This is a genomic window from Halodesulfurarchaeum sp. HSR-GB (assembly GCF_031432215.1).
In the GTDB taxonomy this organism is placed as follows: Archaea; Halobacteriota; Halobacteria; order Halobacteriales; family Halobacteriaceae; genus Halodesulfurarchaeum.
Map to the genome: position 1 here is coordinate 1,922,748 of NZ_JAVKGN010000001.1, position 13,923 is coordinate 1,936,670.

Below are 13,923 nucleotides of genomic sequence, written 5' to 3' on the forward strand. Positions count from 1 at the left end.
GAACTGCGGCTACGGGTGGACAAAAACCCGTTCGTTCACGAGAGATCGCCGCCGACGTTGTGCTTCCCCTCGAAGCTGATCGGATCCGGTTCGATGTTGGCGTACTCGACGATCCGCCGCCCGAGTGTATCCAGGCGCTCCTCGATTTCGGGATCGACCAGCCGACCGTCCGACAGCGCCTCGTGGGAGTCCGGAATCGCCGCCTGAAAGGGCAGGACCCAGGCGTCAAGCGCACGGAGCACGCCCCGCAGGTGATCGAGGGCCGGCAGCGGAAATCCGCCACCGGCGACTGCCAGCAGACCCACGGTCGTGTGCTCGAACTCGTCGAAGCCACAGTAGTCGAGGGCGTTTTTCAGCGGGGCGGAGTAGGAGCCATGATAGACCGGCGTTCCGAGAAGCACCGCGTCCAGGGCCTGGATTTCGGCCCGAAGCGCCTCGGCGTCGCCGACGTCCCGATGGTCCGCGTCGTAGACCGGCAGGTCGTAGGTTCGAAGATCGAGCAGCGCGGTGTTGGCGCCGGCGGCCGCGGCGGCATCGAGGGATCGCTCCAGGCCCACCCGGGTGACACTTTCCTCCCTGAGGCTGCCGACGATCGCGCCGATGGACGGTGACATGTCCGTGCCAAGGCGGCGGTCACAAGTAAACCCGTGGGGACTACCGTCGTAACTGCACCGTCGGCTGCCCGTCCGTGTCTATCGATACCAGCCCGTCCTCGATCAGATCATCGACCAGGCCACGCAGCCACGCGCGTCCCTGCTCGCCGTCGGGTGTGTAGTCCACGCGAATTCGATGCCCAAGCGTGTCCAGGTCCATCTCGTCGTGTTCGCCAAGGAGACGGATGATTCGCCCACGGAACTGCCGGCGGCTTCCCTCGAAGCTCGGTTGGGTGGGGACGTCGGGGGCGGTGAAGTCCCCGGTCTGGTACGCGTGACACCACTCTCGCCAGGGACAACCGGCCTCGTCACACCGCGGGGTCTTCTCGCAGGCCACCCCGCCGAGTTCCATGATCGCGTTGTTCCACTGGCCGGCCGAATCCGCAGGAAGGAGTTCGTCAGCGGCCGCCTCGAAAGCCGCCTCGTCGTCGGGCACCTCGAAGGCGCGATGGAGCACCCGTTTGACGTTCGTATCGACCACCGCGCCACCGGTGTCAAAGGCGAAGGAGGCGACCGCGGTGGCGGTGTAGGGCCCGACGCCCATCAGCGATTCGAGGGCGTCCGGATCCTTTGGGAACGCCCCGTCGAACTCGGAGCAAATCTGTTCGGCGGCCTCCTGCAGGTAGCGGGCCCGGTTGTTGTAGCCCAGCCGGTGGTCGCTCCAGAACGCGACCACGTCGGCCCGGTCGGCGTCAGCGAGCGCCTCGACAGTGGGCCAGCGGTCGAGAAAGGCCGCCCAGGGGTCGACGATGCGGTCGAGTTGGGTCTGCTGGCTCATCACCTCGGAGACCAAAATTGCGTAGGGGTCCTCCCGCTCCCGCCAGGGGAACTCCCGGTGATCGGCCTCGTACCACGACAGCAGGGCCGTCTGCACCGCCTCGCGCTCTGCGGCCGACAGGGACAGCGCCGGTGACATCGACAGCGATCCTACTCGGCCGGGCTTTGAAAGGGCCCTGATGGCGGCAGTGGTCGGGTCCAAAAGGTGTTTTTCCGTCGGGCCGCGAGAGAGGGCCATGAGCCTCTCGGAACTCACCGCAGACGTCGAATCAGCCTATGCAGCACTCGATGACGCCGAAATCACCCTCGACGGCGAGAGCAAGATGGAACTCGCCATGCTCCAGGCCGCCTTCGAAGAGGACGACCCGGCCACGCTGGTCAGACGCGGCATCCACATGCTCTTCCAGTCCACGACCGAGACCGGAAAACTCGACTTTCACCTCCGGGGGACCTACGACGTGACCTACGACGAATACCTCTCCGGGATGACCTACGAGGAGATGACCGGGGGCACGAATCCCACGAGCAACGAAGACGACCGCCGATACCAGTTCTAGTCGGCCGAGAGGTTTTTGGGCTCGCGCTCCTGGGTGAGGCATGAACACGGTTCGCCCCCTCGATCGCGACCGACTCGGGTGGTGGGCCATCGCCCTGGCACTCGGGGCGCTCGTCGTCTACCTCCTCTACTCGTTTCTCGGGACCTTTGTCTTCGGCATCTTCGTCTACTATGCGACCAGGCCGATCCACCGTCGCCTGCGGCGAATTATCAAACAGCGCTCGGTCTCGGCAGCGGTCTCCCTGGTCGCGATCGCGATCCCGGTCCTGTTGCTCGCCTTCTACACGATCGCACTCGCGATGCAGGAGTTAAACCGGCTCCTCGAGTCCGGCGAACTGTCCCTCGTCCCGCTAGAATCACTCCTGCAACCGTACTTCGATATCTCCTCTGTGATCTTCGACCCGGCCACCATCATCACCCAGGAGAACGCGATCGAGGGGATCCGGACGCTACTGCGCGAAGCCGCCACCTACATCGGGTTCTTCGGCACGGGTGCGTTGCATCTGGTCGTGATCGTCATTCTCGCTTTCTACCTGCTCCGTGACGACAATCGACTGGCTGACTGGTGGCGACTACGATTTTCCGACACTGAGGGAGTCATGGAGGCCTACATGACCCGGGTGGATCGGGACTTCTCGAACATCTTCTTCGGGAACATCCTCAACGCCATCCTCACCGGGATCATCGGATCGATCTCCTACACCGCGCTCAACTATATCTCGCCCGCAGCCGTTTCGCTGCCGTATCCCACGTTGCTCGGATTGCTCACGGGGATCGCGAGCCTGATCCCGGTCATCGGCATGAAACTCATCTACGTCCCCGTGGCGATCTACCTCCTCGTGACGACTGCTGGCATGCCTGCAGTTCTCTGGTTTACGATCGCCTTCGTCGTGGTCTCATTCGTCGTCGTGGACGTGATCCCGGACCTGGTGCTCCGACCCTACGTCTCGGGGCGGAACCTCCACCTGGGGATGGTGATGCTCGCGTACATCTTCGGCCCGCTCCTCTTCGGGTGGTATGGCCTCTTCCTCGGCCCGATGCTCCTGGTACTGCTGGTGCACTTTGTCGCACTCGTGTTGCCGGAGTTGCTCGCCGGCGCGCCGATACAGCCGGAGACGGTGCCCGACCCGCTGGCCCCACCGGAACCGGAAGGCGAAAACGAGAGAGACGAGCCAGAAGAGACCGAAGAATCGGCCGGGTAAGCTACTCCAGGTCGACGTAATCCAGTTCCCACTCCCGGCGAGCCTGAATCTCCCGGCGGCCTCGACGAGTGACCGTGTAGTAGTTCGTCCGCTGGTCGCGTTCGCCCTTGTCGATGAGTCCCTTCTCGACCAGCGTATCGAGGTTGGGATAGAGCCGGCCGTGGTGGATCTCCGACTCGTAGTACTGTTCGAGTTCGTCCTTGATCGCGAGGCCGTGTGGATCGTCGAGGCCGGCGACCACGTACAGGAGGTCTCGCTGAAAGCCCGTTAAGTCGTACATGTGTGAACCCTGATACAGGGTATTTGCCAGGGTAGTATAAGTATATTGGCTCAACCCCGCCGTCGTGGGCGTCGACAGGAATGACTGTGATCTGAAAGGTCACCGAAAGAGAGCGGTACTTCTCTGGTAACACTCTCACATTTCTCGGTACACAATCCAGTTCACCGTTCGGGCTCAAAACCAGAGCCGCGGCTCCGTGTCAAAAGTGGAAGCGGGACCGAAAACCGGTCCCGCTGCCGCCCTGAGTTGGTCCCCGCTGACGCTTCGGCCCTCCAAAGCGAAGCGTCAGGTTGCACATTTGGGTCCGGGGCCATAAATCTACCGCCAGACGAAACTGGCTTTCAACCGCATTGACCGCGAGGCCTTTGGTTCCCGCTTCCGAAGGGTTGTGTATGGAGGTACGGGGGATCCGCGAGTGCAAGGACTGTGGCACCCAGTGGTCGTACTACGAGACGGGGAGCCCCGCGTGTCCGGCATGTGGGAGTCTCTACAGCGTCGGGATTTCCGATCGTGCGCTCCACACGGATCGGCCGGCCGACCTCGATCTCACGGCCGCCATCGACGCACTGGCGGACGGGGACGACCGGGCGGCCGGCGACGCCGCGGCGGAAACCGCACGGACCTACGTCCACCGGCGGGGGTTCATCAACGCCGGCGAGCTACAGCCACTCTCCGCGACCTACGTCGCGGCCCACGAGATCCGACACGTCGCGGCCCTCCTGGACCGAGCCACACCCACCGGGATCGACGGCGAGACCGTCGACCGGGAGTACGTGACGGCGCTGTTCGAAGCCGCGAGCGAGGGGCGACGCCCCCCGGCGTCGGCGGTTCCCGAATCGATGATCGGCCCCCGCGGACTCGGCGTGGCGGACGCGATCCGGGACTATCACGACGGGCTCAAGACCTGGCTCGATGGGACCGACGCCGATCGAGACGTGGATAGCTACCTCGAACGCCTCGACAGTCACGTTCGCCGGATCAGGGCTCTGGATGGCTCGATCGATCCGGCAGAAGGAGAGCGGTTATTGGCGGCAGCTAGGAGCCTCGGAGACTACCTCGCGAACGGTGATGGGGACCTGCAGGCCGTCGACGAGGCGCTCGGCGCCGTCACGTAGCTACTCGTAGAGCGGGTGATCGTCGGTAAGCCGGTCGACCTCCGCGGCGACCTCCTCGATGACGCTCGCATCGTCGATGTTGTCGATGACCCGCCCGATCAGCTGGCCGACCTCGCGCATCTCTGCCTCCTCGAACCCACGGGTGGTGAGCGCCGGCGATCCAATACGGATTCCCGAGGGCTCTTTCGCCGAGCGGGTTTCCCCCGGAACGGTGTTCGCGTTCAGGACGATGCCCGCTTCTTCGAGGGCCTCTGCGGCGTCGTTCCCGGTAACCTCGGGGTGGGACTCCCGGAGGTCGACCAGGATCAGATGCGTGTCGGTGCCGCCGGAGACCAGCGAGAAGCCCTGCTCCTGCATGCTCTCGCCCAGGGCGCGAGCGTTGGCGACGACCTGCTCGATGTGCTCGTCGAACTCGGGCTCCAGGGCCTCGCCGAAGCCAACTGCCTTCCCGGCGATGTTGTGCATGAGCGGGCCGCCCTGGATCCCCGGGAACACGGTCCGGTCGATCACGTCGGCGTACTCCTCGTCGGTGAGGATCATGCCGCCACGACCGGCGCGGATCGTCTTGTGTGTCGATCCGGTGACGAAGTCGGCGATCCCGACGGGGTTGTCGTGGACGCCGGCGGCGACCAGGCCGGTAATGTGGGCCATGTCCGCCAGATGATAGGCGTCGACGGCGTCGGCGGTCTCCTGCACGCGCTCCCAGTCGACGACCCGGGGGTAAGCCGAGTACCCGGAGACGATGATGTCGGGTTCGAACTCGCGGGCGTGTTCATCGAGTCCCTCGTAGTCGATGCGACCCGTCTCGGGGTCCATCTCGTACTGTTCGACCTCGTAGAGGCTGCCCGAGAAGTTGACCGGGTGTCCGTGGCTGAGGTGACCGCCATGTTCCAGATCCAGGGAGAGGATCTTGTCACCGGGTTCGAGCACGCTGAAGTACACGGCCATGTTGGCCTGGGTTCCGGCGTGGGGCTGCACGTTTGCGTGGTCCGCTCCCCAGAGTTCCTTCGCTCGCTCGCGGGCGAGTTCCTCGACGGTGTCGGCGTTCTCACACCCACCGTAGTAGCGCTTGCCCGGATAGCCCTCGGCGTACTTGTTGGTGAGGGCGCTGCCCTGGGCGGCGAGGACGGCCTCCGAGGCGTGATTCTCGCTGGCGATCATCGCGAGTGTATCCTGCTGTCGGGTCGTCTCGCCCTCGAGGGCGTCGGCCACTTTCGGATCGCTGGATCGGACGGGATCGAAGTCCATACCAACCATCCACACGCCACACTTTGTAAGTCTGTCTACCGGTGTAAGATTCGGCGACTGGTCGGGGAACCCACTACCCTTTTGCCGCTGGTCGCTTTCGAACTGTCCATGAACCGAACTCAGGAGGGACCGCAATGGCCGTCCTGCTGACCGGCGAGGGACCGGCCGTCGAGGGCGCAGCAGCGATGCTCGAGGACGCGGACGTGTCGGTCGTCCGCGGGTCGATCGACGACCTGCCGGCCGCGGACCTGGGGATCGTGGTCGGGCTGGCTGGCAGCGAGGGCTTCGAGACGGTGAACGAGTACGCCGTCGACTCGGAGACGCCCTGGATCGGGGTGGAGGTCGGCGGGATCGGCGGCGTCCCGGTCGAAGGGCTCTCCGCGGCGATCACGACCTTCCAGCCCGGCTATGTCTGCTTCGAATGTCTACAGACCCGGGTCGCGGCGAACGACGTCCCCGAGGCCGAAGAGCCCACAGCCGACCGCTCTGCGGTCCGGCTGGCCGGCTCGTTTGCCGGCATGCAGGCCCTCCAGGCCCTCTCCGGCTCGCAGGTTGCTGGTGTCGTCCTGGAAGTGCCGTACGCCGAGCGCTCGCTGCTTCCAGTTCCGGGCTGTGCACACGCCCCCGAGCGGGAGCACGAACTCGAACTCGACGTCGTGGACCGGAGCCTCGAGGAATCGATCGAACACGCCGAATCCGCCGTGGACGACCGGCTCGGACTGGTCCCCTGGGTGGGCGAACACGATTCGTTCCCGCTCCCGTACTACCTCGCGTCGGTGACCGACACCACCGGCTTCAGCGACGGGGCGGCCCCGGATCGGGCTGCGGGGGTCGCGCCCACCTGGGACGGCGCGTTCATGAAGGCCCTCGGGGAGTCACTGGAACGGTACAGCGCGGCGATCTACCGGGAGCGAGACTTCTCGCTAGAGCCGGTCGCGTCGATCGACGGGCCGGCCCCCGAGTCGTTCGTCAGCGTCGAGCACTCACCTGGCGAGGACGAGGAGATCCCAGTCGTGCCGGGCCGTGACTTGCTCGCGGACAGTTCGGTCTCGCTGCCCGCCGATCTGGTCCACTTCCCGCCGCCGGAGAACCGGCTCGGCCAGGCCATCACGACCGGATTGGGACTGGGGAACGGTGGCGTCGAGGCGGTTCGGTCCGGGCTCTACGAGGTAATCGAGCGGGACGCCACCATGCTCGCGTGGTACTCCAGCTTCGAGCCGCTGGGCCTGAAAGTGACCGACCCGGACTTCGAAACGATGGTCCGGCGGGCCCGCGGGGAGGGCCTCACCGTGACGCCGCTTCTGGTCACCCAGGACGTGGACGTGCCGGTCGTCGCGGTCGCCGTCCATCGCGAGGAGTTCCCACGGTTCGCGCTGGGTTCGGCGGCGGACCTGGATGCCGAGGCTGCCGCCGTCGACGCGCTTTCCGAGGCGCTCCAGAACTGGATGGAACTCCGGGGCCTCGGCCCTGACGAGGCCGAAGACGCCACCGGCGAGATCGGGGCCTACGCGAGGGCCCCGGGCGAGGCAGCGTCGCTCCTGGAGCCTGCCGAGACGGTGCCGGCCGAGACTGTCGGGCCGGACGAGGAGCTCTCGGGTCACAATGAGCTCGATGCCCTGCTCGAACGGGTCGAGGGTGCCGGACTATCGGTCTACGCGGCACCGATCACACCCCGCGACGTCGACCGGCTCGGGTTCACGGCGGTTCGGGTCCTCTCGCCGGCGGCCCAGCCGCTCTTCGTGGACGAACCCGTGTTCGGCGAGCGCGCCAGGACCGTGCCAGCGGATCTCGGCTTCGAACCGCAACTAGACCGGGCGTTCCACCCCTATCCCTAGACGCCGAAGGTCGCCCGAAGCATGTCCCGAACGCCGGGACCCAGGCCGACGGCGACCACGGCGATCAAAAGCAGCGTGCTGAAGCGTGGCCCCTCGGTGATCATCTGTTCGTCGAAGAGCCAGGTCACGATCGTCGCGGCGACGATCTTGACGAGGAGAAAGCCCCAGGCCACCCCGATGACCGCGGTGATTCCCTCGGGGACGATGGCCACGGTGAGGTCGATGATCGCGCGGTTCGCGGGGTGTTTGGGCACCATGTCGGCGGCGAGGCCGAGTTCCGCGCCCCAGTCGATGCCGAGGACGTTCGCGACGCCATCGACGGCGTGCGCCCAGAGGATGACCGCGCCCACGACTGGCGTGCCATCGGCCACCGCAGGAACGTACTTCCTGAGTGCCCACCACCCGAGGACGGCGATCAGCGTCGCGCCGCCCATCGTGAGAATCGTGAAGGCCGGGTGGAACTCGACCTGCGGTTGCGTCACGGAGAGATAGAGGAGATACCCGAGTGAGAGCACCAGCATGCCGCTCCCGAACCCGAAAAGGGGCCACTCGAAGGAGTCGGTGTGTCCCTGATTCCGGAGCCGGAGACTCACGAGCAGGGCGGCCATGGCGAGGACGAAGACGGTGACGTAGATGAACGGGCTGATGAAAAGCGCGATCAGGGGGAACTCGATGAGTCCGGCCCCGACCGCGAGCGTGTCGTGTGCGTCCTCGACGACCCGAAGCGCGCCCCCGAATAGCATGAACGGGAGCAGCGGATAGATGAGCTGTGGCCGCTCCTCGAAGTCAAGCCGGTCGAGCAGGAAGACGATCCCGGCAAGCGCGACGAGAAGCGTAATCGCGTATCCGATCTCGGAGACGATTGTGTACCCCGGGTACGCTATCGGCCCGGCGACCCCGGAAGCGCCGGCCACCGAATCGAAGAAGATCGGATCGCCGCCGTTGTAGGCGGCCGCCTGGGCGCCGTGGGCGTCGGCAGCAACCGGGCCCCAGAAGTACTGCCACACGAAGCCGCCGTAGACCCGCTCCGGGAAGAGCACGGAGCCACCGACCAGGACTGCCAGTATCGTCCCGACGGCCCCGGTCCAGAGACGTTCAACCTGCGTGCTCGGGAATGCCATCTGTGCTGGGATGGGCAAAGCGACCGTATCAGCGTTTTGGTCTCACAACGATCCGGCAGCCACGGTGAGGACCCGCACGGCCCGGTCAAAGGCCCCGAGATCGAGGTGTTCGTCGGGCGTATGATCCAGATCGGAGTCACCCGGCCCGTAGGTCGCCATCGGCACGTCCCACGCTCCAGCGTAGACGTTCATGTCACTAGTTCCGGTCTTCCGCAGATGGGTGGGCTCACCTGAACACTCCCGAATACCCCGGCGGAGCGCTCCCGCAACGGGATTGCGCGGGCTCTCCATCACCGGCGGGATTTCGTCGTGCCACGCGACCGATCCCGGACCGACCGCCTCGACGGTCGATTTCACGCCCTCGATGGTTTCGCCCGGTGGGATGCGGAACTGCGCCTCGACCTGGGCCTCAAAGGCAAAGCCGTCTGCGCTCGTCCCGCCCTCGAAGGCGACGGGCTTGGGAGTCACGCGGTCGAAGACCGAGTCCCCGTCACCGAATGCCGCCTCGACCTGACTCCACCACGCCACCGCCTGCTGGATGGCGTTCGGCTCCGGCCGCGAGGTGTGCCCGACCTCGGTTTCGACCGTATAGGTGCCCGAGAGCAGGCCCCGGTAGCCCAGGGTGATCGCATCCCACCCCGAGGGCTCGCCGTTGACGACAGCCGCTGGCGGATCACGATCCTCGATGAGGTATCTGGCCCCGGCGGAGTCAGTCTCCTCGCGCACCACCCCGACGAAGCTCACACCGGCGTTCGCGGCTGCGACCGCCATCGCCGCGAGTGGTCCTTTCGCGTCGACGCTGCCCCGGCCCCAGAGGACATCCTCCTCGACTCGGACCGGGATCTCGCCCGGCACGGTGTCCATATGCGAGGTCAAAAGCACCGTGTCGTCGGCTGGGGCCCGGAGGTTGCCCACGTCGTCGATCCACGCCTCGCGACCTTGAGCCTCGAAGAAGGATCGCAGGCGCTTTGCGACCGCATCCTCGCTCCCCGAAACAGAAGGCGTCTCGACCAGGTTCCGGAGCAGCGCCCGGGCCTCCTTTGTGGTGACGTCGCTCATTGGGCGTCGATCACGTCGCCCATCGCTTCGACGGTCCGATCGATCTCCGCCGCAGAGACCACAAGCGGCGGCAGGAAGCGAACGACGGTCCGACCGGCGGGGAGCGCGAGGATCTGGTGGTCAAGCGCCAGGTCCCGAACCACGCGGTTCGCGCCGCGCTTCACCTCGACGCCGACCATGAGCCCCTCGCCGCGAACCTCCCGGACGGCGTCGCCGAGTTCCTCACGGAGGGCCGTCTGGAACCGGTCGCCGAGTTCCCCAGCGTGGGCTGGCAGTTCCTCGTCCCGCACCGTCTCCAGCGTGGCCGTCCCGGCTGCCGCGATCGTCGGACCGCCGCTGAACGTCGAGCCGTGGTTGCCGGCGTCCTCGGCGATCCACTCCCTGACGGCAGTCATGCCCATGGGAAGGCCGTTCGCGATCCCCTTCGCCGCGGTGAGAATGTCGGGGGTGACCCCTGCTTTTTCGGCCGCCCACATCTGGCCGGTTCGGCCGACGCCGGTCTGGATCTCGTCGAAGATCAGGGCGGCACCGGCCTCCTCGGTCGCTTCGCGGGCGGCTTCGAGGAACCCGGGGTCCGCGGGGTTGATGCCGCCCTCCCCCTGGATCGGCTCGATTATCACCGCGGCGGTCTCCTCGTCGACGGCCGCCCGGAGTTCGGACTCGTCCTCGTAGGTCACGAAGTCAAACCCGCCGGCCAGGGGCTCGAATCCGTCGCGGTACTTGGGTTTCCAGGTCGCCGCGAGCGAGCCGAGAGTCCGGCCGTGGAAGGCGTTTTTCATCGCGAGGACCTTCGACCGGCCGGTGGCGTGGCGGGCGAACTTGATCGCGGCCTCGTTGGCCTCGGTCCCAGAGTTGCTCAGCCAGGCGTGATCGAGCGGTTCCGGGGTGACCTCGGTCACCAACTCGTAGAGGTCCTCCCGCACATCGACGGGGTAGGAGCCCTGGACGTAGGTCAGGGTCGCCGCCTGGTCGCTTACGGCCTCGACGACTGCCGGGTGGGCGTGTCCCAGCGGCGTACAGGCGTAACTCGCGCCCATGTCGAGGTACTCGGTGCCCGAGTCGGCAGTGAGGGTGGTGCCGTCGCCGGACTCGATCCGGATCGGTTTGGGCGAGAAGACGAACTCGCTCATGGTTCCCCCAGGGCGCTGGGCCGAATAGTCGTTCCGTCACCGTCCAGCGCACGGTGGATCGGTTTCTCGGCGTTCGCATCGGCGATAATCACTGCCGTGGCCCCGGACTGCAGCGCCTCCTCGGCTGCCATCACCTTCCGGCCCATGAATCCCTCGGCTGCAGCCTCCAGGTCGTCGAATTCGGCCGGCGACTCGACTGTCTCGATCCGGGTCGCCGAATCGTCCGGGTCCCGATACACGCCCGAGACGTCGGTCAACTCGACCAGCGTGGCCCCGAGTGCGCCCGCGACCGCGGCCGCCGCCCGGTCAGCATCGCTGTTGACAGCGGTCCCTTCAGCAGCGTACATCGGAACCGTGACGACCGGCGTGTAACCCGCCTCGATGAGGAGTTCGAGCAGGTCGTCGTTGACCGACTCGATAGTCCCGGAGTGATCCCCGCGACGGATCTTGCGCTTGCCGTCTTCGAGGACCCGCACGGCGGATTTTCGAGTCCCGGAGAGGACCTGCCCGTCTGGCCCGGAGAGGCCGACTGCGTTGACGCCCATGGTCTGTAACTGAGTGACCAGATCCACGTTGAGTTTTCCGAAGACCATCTTGAACACGTCCATGGTCTCGGCGTCGGTGAACCGGCCGACGACCCCACTGGGGGTTTCGACGTAGTCCGGCTCGATATCCAGGCGTTCGAGGGTCTCGTCCACGGCCGTCGAGCCTCCGTGCACCACGACGACCGGTTCGCCCGCCTCGATGAGACTCCCGATATCCGACAGGGCCCCTTCGGGATCGACGGCCCGTGCCCCGCCGATCTTGACGACGACGGTCATGGCGACCCAACGGGGTGCAGCCCCGTGAATCCCAGGCCGGCAGTCTCCTCGAACCCCAGTGCCACGTTCGCGGCGTGAACCGCCTGGCCCGCCGCTCCCTTCATCACGTTGTCGATGGCGCTGAAGGTGACGATACGCCCGTTGCGTTCGTCGATCTCGAACCCGAACTCGGCCATGTTCGTCCCCGCGACCGCCTTGGGCTCGGGGTAGCGGTAGACACCGCCGCCACCGGTGACGACCCGGACGAACGGCTCGTCGTCGTACGTGTCCCGAACCGCCTGCCAGATGGCTGCCTTCTCTGGCAGTTCCTCGGGGTAGAGGTGGCTCGTCGCCGCCGCGCCACGAACCATGTCGACGGCGTGAATCGTGAACGAGACGCCCCGGCCGAGGTGCTCCTCGATTTCGGCCTCGTGGCGATGCCCAGTGGGTGCGTAGGGACGGACGACTCCCGAGCGCTCCGGATGCGAGGAGGCCGGCCCGCCACCGGCCCCGCCCTCCGAGGAGCCGACCTTCAGGTCGGCGACGACCCGGTCCTCAGGTGCGAGCAGATCGTGCTCCACGAAGGGCAGGAGCCCGAGTATCGTGGCTGTGGCGTTACAGCCCCCACTGGCGATCAGGGAGGCCCCTTCGAGCCGCTCGCGCCCCAGTTCGGGGAGTGCATAGACCGAGTCGGCGAGCAGTTCCGGGGCGACGTGGCCGTCGTACCAGGTGTCGTAATCGGCCGGATCCGAGAGGCGGAAGTCGGCACTGAGATCGACGACGGTGTCCGCGACGGTCTGGAACTCCTCGATGCGTTCCATCGAGACGCCATGCGGGGTCGCCGTGAACAGCACGTCGACCGGCTCCAGGGCCCCCGGCTCGGAGAACCGCAGATCGAGGTGCCGGAGATTCGGGTGGACCGAGCCGACGGTCCGGTTGGTGAACTGCCGGCTGGTCGCCGCGACCAGGGCGAAGTTCGGGTGTCCGTCGAGGAGCCGAAGCAGTTCCCCGCCCGCGAAACCGCTGCCGCCCACGACGGCGGCCGTGTACGTGTTCATACTGTCCCTCCGACCGTCGCTGTTGCGATCCGTGGAATGTCAGTCCTCATATGTGCCAACACAGAGGTGGTGCCGTCTTAGTGGTGTCGTGACGCGCAAATATATGTTGGAACCGGTTCACATGCCGCTGCTGTCGCTGATCGAAGCAGGACTGGAGCCGATCTGGGAGAGTGGATAGCCACAGCCGCTCGCGGTCTTTTTCCCCAAGTTTTTGCGAGAGGCTGCGAAGCAGCCTCTCGGAAAAAGTGGGTGGCTCACGGGTCGTACCTCCCCGTTCGCCGTCGAGGTCTCACTGCGTTCGACCTCGCTATGCGAGGGAAGACCGCTCCGGGTCTTCTGCACTTTGCAGTGCGAGGGAAGGGATTTGAACCCTTGGACCTCTACAGGAGCGGATCTTGAGTCCGCCGCCGTTTCCGAGCTTGGCTACCCTCGCACGCGACCGGTGGTTGGATATCGACCTGCATTAGGGTTGCGAAGGCACGCGGGGCAGGCACTCGGGAATTGCGAGGAAAAACCGGCGATATCCGCGGCGTTCCGAGGGCACACCTCTATATGGGCCCTTCATATCACCATGGACGAGCACACCCGTGATCGGTCAGTTCGACCGCCTCCGGCCGGCTCGAATCCGCCAGGATGGGTACCCGAGAAGGGACGGTGGCAGCACGACACGCTGCGGCAGGCCACAATACACGGGGTTCGACTCGTCAACGCCGGGGCCTACCACGAGGCCCACGATTGTTTCGAAGACGAGTGGTTCAACTACGGAAACGGCACGCTGGAGAAGTCCTTCCTGCAGGGGATGACACAGGTCGCCGCGGGGGCCTACAAGTACGACGGACTCGACAACGAGGCCGGCCTTCGCAAGCTTCTCGGCTCGGCGATGGGGTATCTCCAGGGCGTCCCGGCGAACTTCTACGGGGTTGACGTCGCACAACTCCGCGAGGACGTTCAAGCCATCAGACGGGCACCGGCACGCGTCACGGAGCTTCGAATCGCGCTCGACGGAACCCACCCGACCGCCGGCGAGGAGGACCTGGGTTACGCCGCGTCACTTCCCTGACCGGGGGGACCCGGAAGGCACGCCTTTTT

Annotated in this window: 14 protein-coding genes and 1 tRNA gene; 5 read left to right on the top strand and 10 right to left on the bottom strand. The window is 66.0% G+C overall.

The annotated features are described in order from the left end of the window. Positions 1–35 precede the first annotated feature (35 nt). Both RH831_RS10220 and RH831_RS10225 read right to left on the bottom strand, forming a co-directional pair. Complete coding sequence (locus RH831_RS10220) at positions 36–614, bottom strand: NADPH-dependent FMN reductase (RefSeq protein WP_310554070.1); 579 nt, start codon at positions 612–614, stop codon at positions 36–38. A 40-nt stretch (positions 615–654) separates the two neighbouring features. Beyond that, positions 655–1,569: an A/G-specific adenine glycosylase gene (locus RH831_RS10225; RefSeq protein ID WP_310554071.1), complete on the bottom strand. Its 915-nt coding sequence runs from the start codon at positions 1,567–1,569 to the stop codon at positions 655–657. Between the two features lie 97 nt (positions 1,570–1,666). On the opposite strand from RH831_RS10225, the gene RH831_RS10230 reads away from it, so the two are divergent. Both RH831_RS10230 and RH831_RS10235 read left to right on the top strand, forming a co-directional pair. Then, positions 1,667–1,987 carry a hypothetical protein gene (locus RH831_RS10230; RefSeq protein ID WP_310554072.1) on the top strand — a complete coding sequence of 107 codons (321 nt, stop codon included), beginning with the start codon at positions 1,667–1,669 and terminating at the stop codon, positions 1,985–1,987. Between the two features lie 40 nt (positions 1,988–2,027). Next, positions 2,028–3,188 carry an AI-2E family transporter gene (locus tag RH831_RS10235; protein WP_070364605.1) on the top strand — a complete coding sequence of 387 codons (1,161 nt, stop codon included), beginning with the start codon at positions 2,028–2,030 and terminating at the stop codon, positions 3,186–3,188. A gap of 1 nt (position 3,189) precedes the next feature. On the opposite strand, the gene RH831_RS10240 is transcribed toward RH831_RS10235, so the two are convergent. Beyond that, positions 3,190–3,468 carry a PadR family transcriptional regulator gene (locus RH831_RS10240; protein ID WP_070364604.1) on the bottom strand — a complete coding sequence of 93 codons (279 nt, stop codon included), beginning with the start codon at positions 3,466–3,468 and terminating at the stop codon, positions 3,190–3,192. A 392-nt stretch (positions 3,469–3,860) separates the two neighbouring features. Here RH831_RS10240 and RH831_RS10245 point away from each other — a divergent pair, with 392 nt between their 5' ends. Next, on the top strand, positions 3,861–4,583 hold the full coding sequence (locus RH831_RS10245) for a hypothetical protein (RefSeq protein WP_071932815.1): 723 nt from the start codon (positions 3,861–3,863) through the stop codon (positions 4,581–4,583). On the opposite strand, the gene glyA is transcribed toward RH831_RS10245, so the two are convergent. After that, positions 4,584–5,831, bottom strand: coding sequence for a serine hydroxymethyltransferase (glyA, locus tag RH831_RS10250; protein WP_310554073.1), 1,248 nt, complete (start codon positions 5,829–5,831; stop codon positions 4,584–4,586). It abuts the gene before it with no gap. 134 nt (positions 5,832–5,965) lie between these two features. Here glyA and RH831_RS10255 point away from each other — a divergent pair, with 134 nt between their 5' ends. Further along, the gene (locus RH831_RS10255) at positions 5,966–7,666 is read left to right on the top strand and encodes a YcaO-like family protein (protein ID WP_310554074.1); all 1,701 of its coding nucleotides are present in this window, start codon (positions 5,966–5,968) and stop codon (positions 7,664–7,666) included. Here RH831_RS10255 and RH831_RS10260 read toward each other — a convergent pair. The 6 genes from RH831_RS10260 to RH831_RS10285 all read right to left on the bottom strand — a co-directional run bounded on the left by RH831_RS10260 (position 7,663) and on the right by RH831_RS10285 (position 13,267). Next, positions 7,663–8,787, bottom strand: coding sequence for a DUF63 family protein (locus RH831_RS10260; RefSeq protein WP_310554075.1), 1,125 nt, complete (start codon positions 8,785–8,787; stop codon positions 7,663–7,665). The two genes, RH831_RS10255 and RH831_RS10260, sit on opposite strands and share 4 nt — an antisense overlap. Positions 8,788–8,829: 42 nt before the next feature. Then, positions 8,830–9,846 carry a [LysW]-lysine hydrolase gene (locus tag RH831_RS10265; RefSeq protein WP_310554076.1) on the bottom strand — a complete coding sequence of 339 codons (1,017 nt, stop codon included), beginning with the start codon at positions 9,844–9,846 and terminating at the stop codon, positions 8,830–8,832. Next, entirely contained in the window at positions 9,843–10,976 is a 1,134-nt protein-coding gene (locus tag RH831_RS10270) for an aspartate aminotransferase family protein (RefSeq protein WP_310554077.1), read from the bottom strand. The genes RH831_RS10265 and RH831_RS10270 overlap by 4 nt, the downstream gene beginning before the upstream one ends. After that, positions 10,973–11,797, bottom strand: coding sequence for an acetylglutamate/acetylaminoadipate kinase (locus RH831_RS10275; protein ID WP_310554078.1), 825 nt, complete (start codon positions 11,795–11,797; stop codon positions 10,973–10,975). The genes RH831_RS10270 and RH831_RS10275 overlap by 4 nt, the downstream gene beginning before the upstream one ends. Further along, the gene (argC, locus tag RH831_RS10280; protein WP_310554079.1) at positions 11,794–12,834 is read right to left on the bottom strand and encodes an N-acetyl-gamma-glutamyl-phosphate reductase; all 1,041 of its coding nucleotides are present in this window, start codon (positions 12,832–12,834) and stop codon (positions 11,794–11,796) included. Before argC ends, RH831_RS10275 begins: the two co-directional genes overlap by 4 nt. 349 nt (positions 12,835–13,183) lie before the next feature. Next, positions 13,184–13,267: transfer RNA gene (locus tag RH831_RS10285), tRNA-Leu, on the bottom strand. Positions 13,268–13,405: 138 nt separating this feature from the next. Here RH831_RS10285 and RH831_RS10290 point away from each other — a divergent pair. Then, positions 13,406–13,894, top strand: coding sequence for a DUF309 domain-containing protein (locus RH831_RS10290; protein ID WP_310554080.1), 489 nt, complete (start codon positions 13,406–13,408; stop codon positions 13,892–13,894). Positions 13,895–13,923 lie beyond the last annotated feature (29 nt).

Excerpts from the sequence above, each read along its gene's own strand:
- RH831_RS10230 (WP_310554072.1), top strand. The coding sequence starts at position 1,667 with ATGAGCCTCTCGGAACTCACCGCAGACGTCGAATCAGCCTATGCAGCA.
- RH831_RS10240 (WP_070364604.1), bottom strand. The coding sequence starts at position 3,468 with ATGTACGACTTAACGGGCTTTCAGCGAGACCTCCTGTACGTGGTCGCC.
- RH831_RS10290 (WP_310554080.1), top strand. The coding sequence starts at position 13,406 with ATGGACGAGCACACCCGTGATCGGTCAGTTCGACCGCCTCCGGCCGGC.
- RH831_RS10265 (WP_310554076.1), bottom strand. The coding sequence starts at position 9,846 with ATGAGCGACGTCACCACAAAGGAGGCCCGGGCGCTGCTCCGGAACCTG.
- RH831_RS10245 (WP_071932815.1), top strand. The coding sequence starts at position 3,861 with ATGGAGGTACGGGGGATCCGCGAGTGCAAGGACTGTGGCACCCAGTGG.
- RH831_RS10225 (WP_310554071.1), bottom strand. The coding sequence starts at position 1,569 with ATGTCACCGGCGCTGTCCCTGTCGGCCGCAGAGCGCGAGGCGGTGCAG.
- RH831_RS10260 (WP_310554075.1), bottom strand. The coding sequence starts at position 8,787 with ATGGCATTCCCGAGCACGCAGGTTGAACGTCTCTGGACCGGGGCCGTC.
- RH831_RS10270 (WP_310554077.1), bottom strand. The coding sequence starts at position 10,976 with ATGAGCGAGTTCGTCTTCTCGCCCAAACCGATCCGGATCGAGTCCGGC.
- RH831_RS10275 (WP_310554078.1), bottom strand. The coding sequence starts at position 11,797 with ATGACCGTCGTCGTCAAGATCGGCGGGGCACGGGCCGTCGATCCCGAA.
- glyA (WP_310554073.1), bottom strand. The coding sequence starts at position 5,831 with ATGGACTTCGATCCCGTCCGATCCAGCGATCCGAAAGTGGCCGACGCC.
- RH831_RS10220 (WP_310554070.1), bottom strand. The coding sequence starts at position 614 with ATGTCACCGTCCATCGGCGCGATCGTCGGCAGCCTCAGGGAGGAAAGT.
- RH831_RS10235 (WP_070364605.1), top strand. The coding sequence starts at position 2,028 with ATGAACACGGTTCGCCCCCTCGATCGCGACCGACTCGGGTGGTGGGCC.
- RH831_RS10255 (WP_310554074.1), top strand. The coding sequence starts at position 5,966 with ATGGCCGTCCTGCTGACCGGCGAGGGACCGGCCGTCGAGGGCGCAGCA.
- argC (WP_310554079.1), bottom strand. The coding sequence starts at position 12,834 with ATGAACACGTACACGGCCGCCGTCGTGGGCGGCAGCGGTTTCGCGGGC.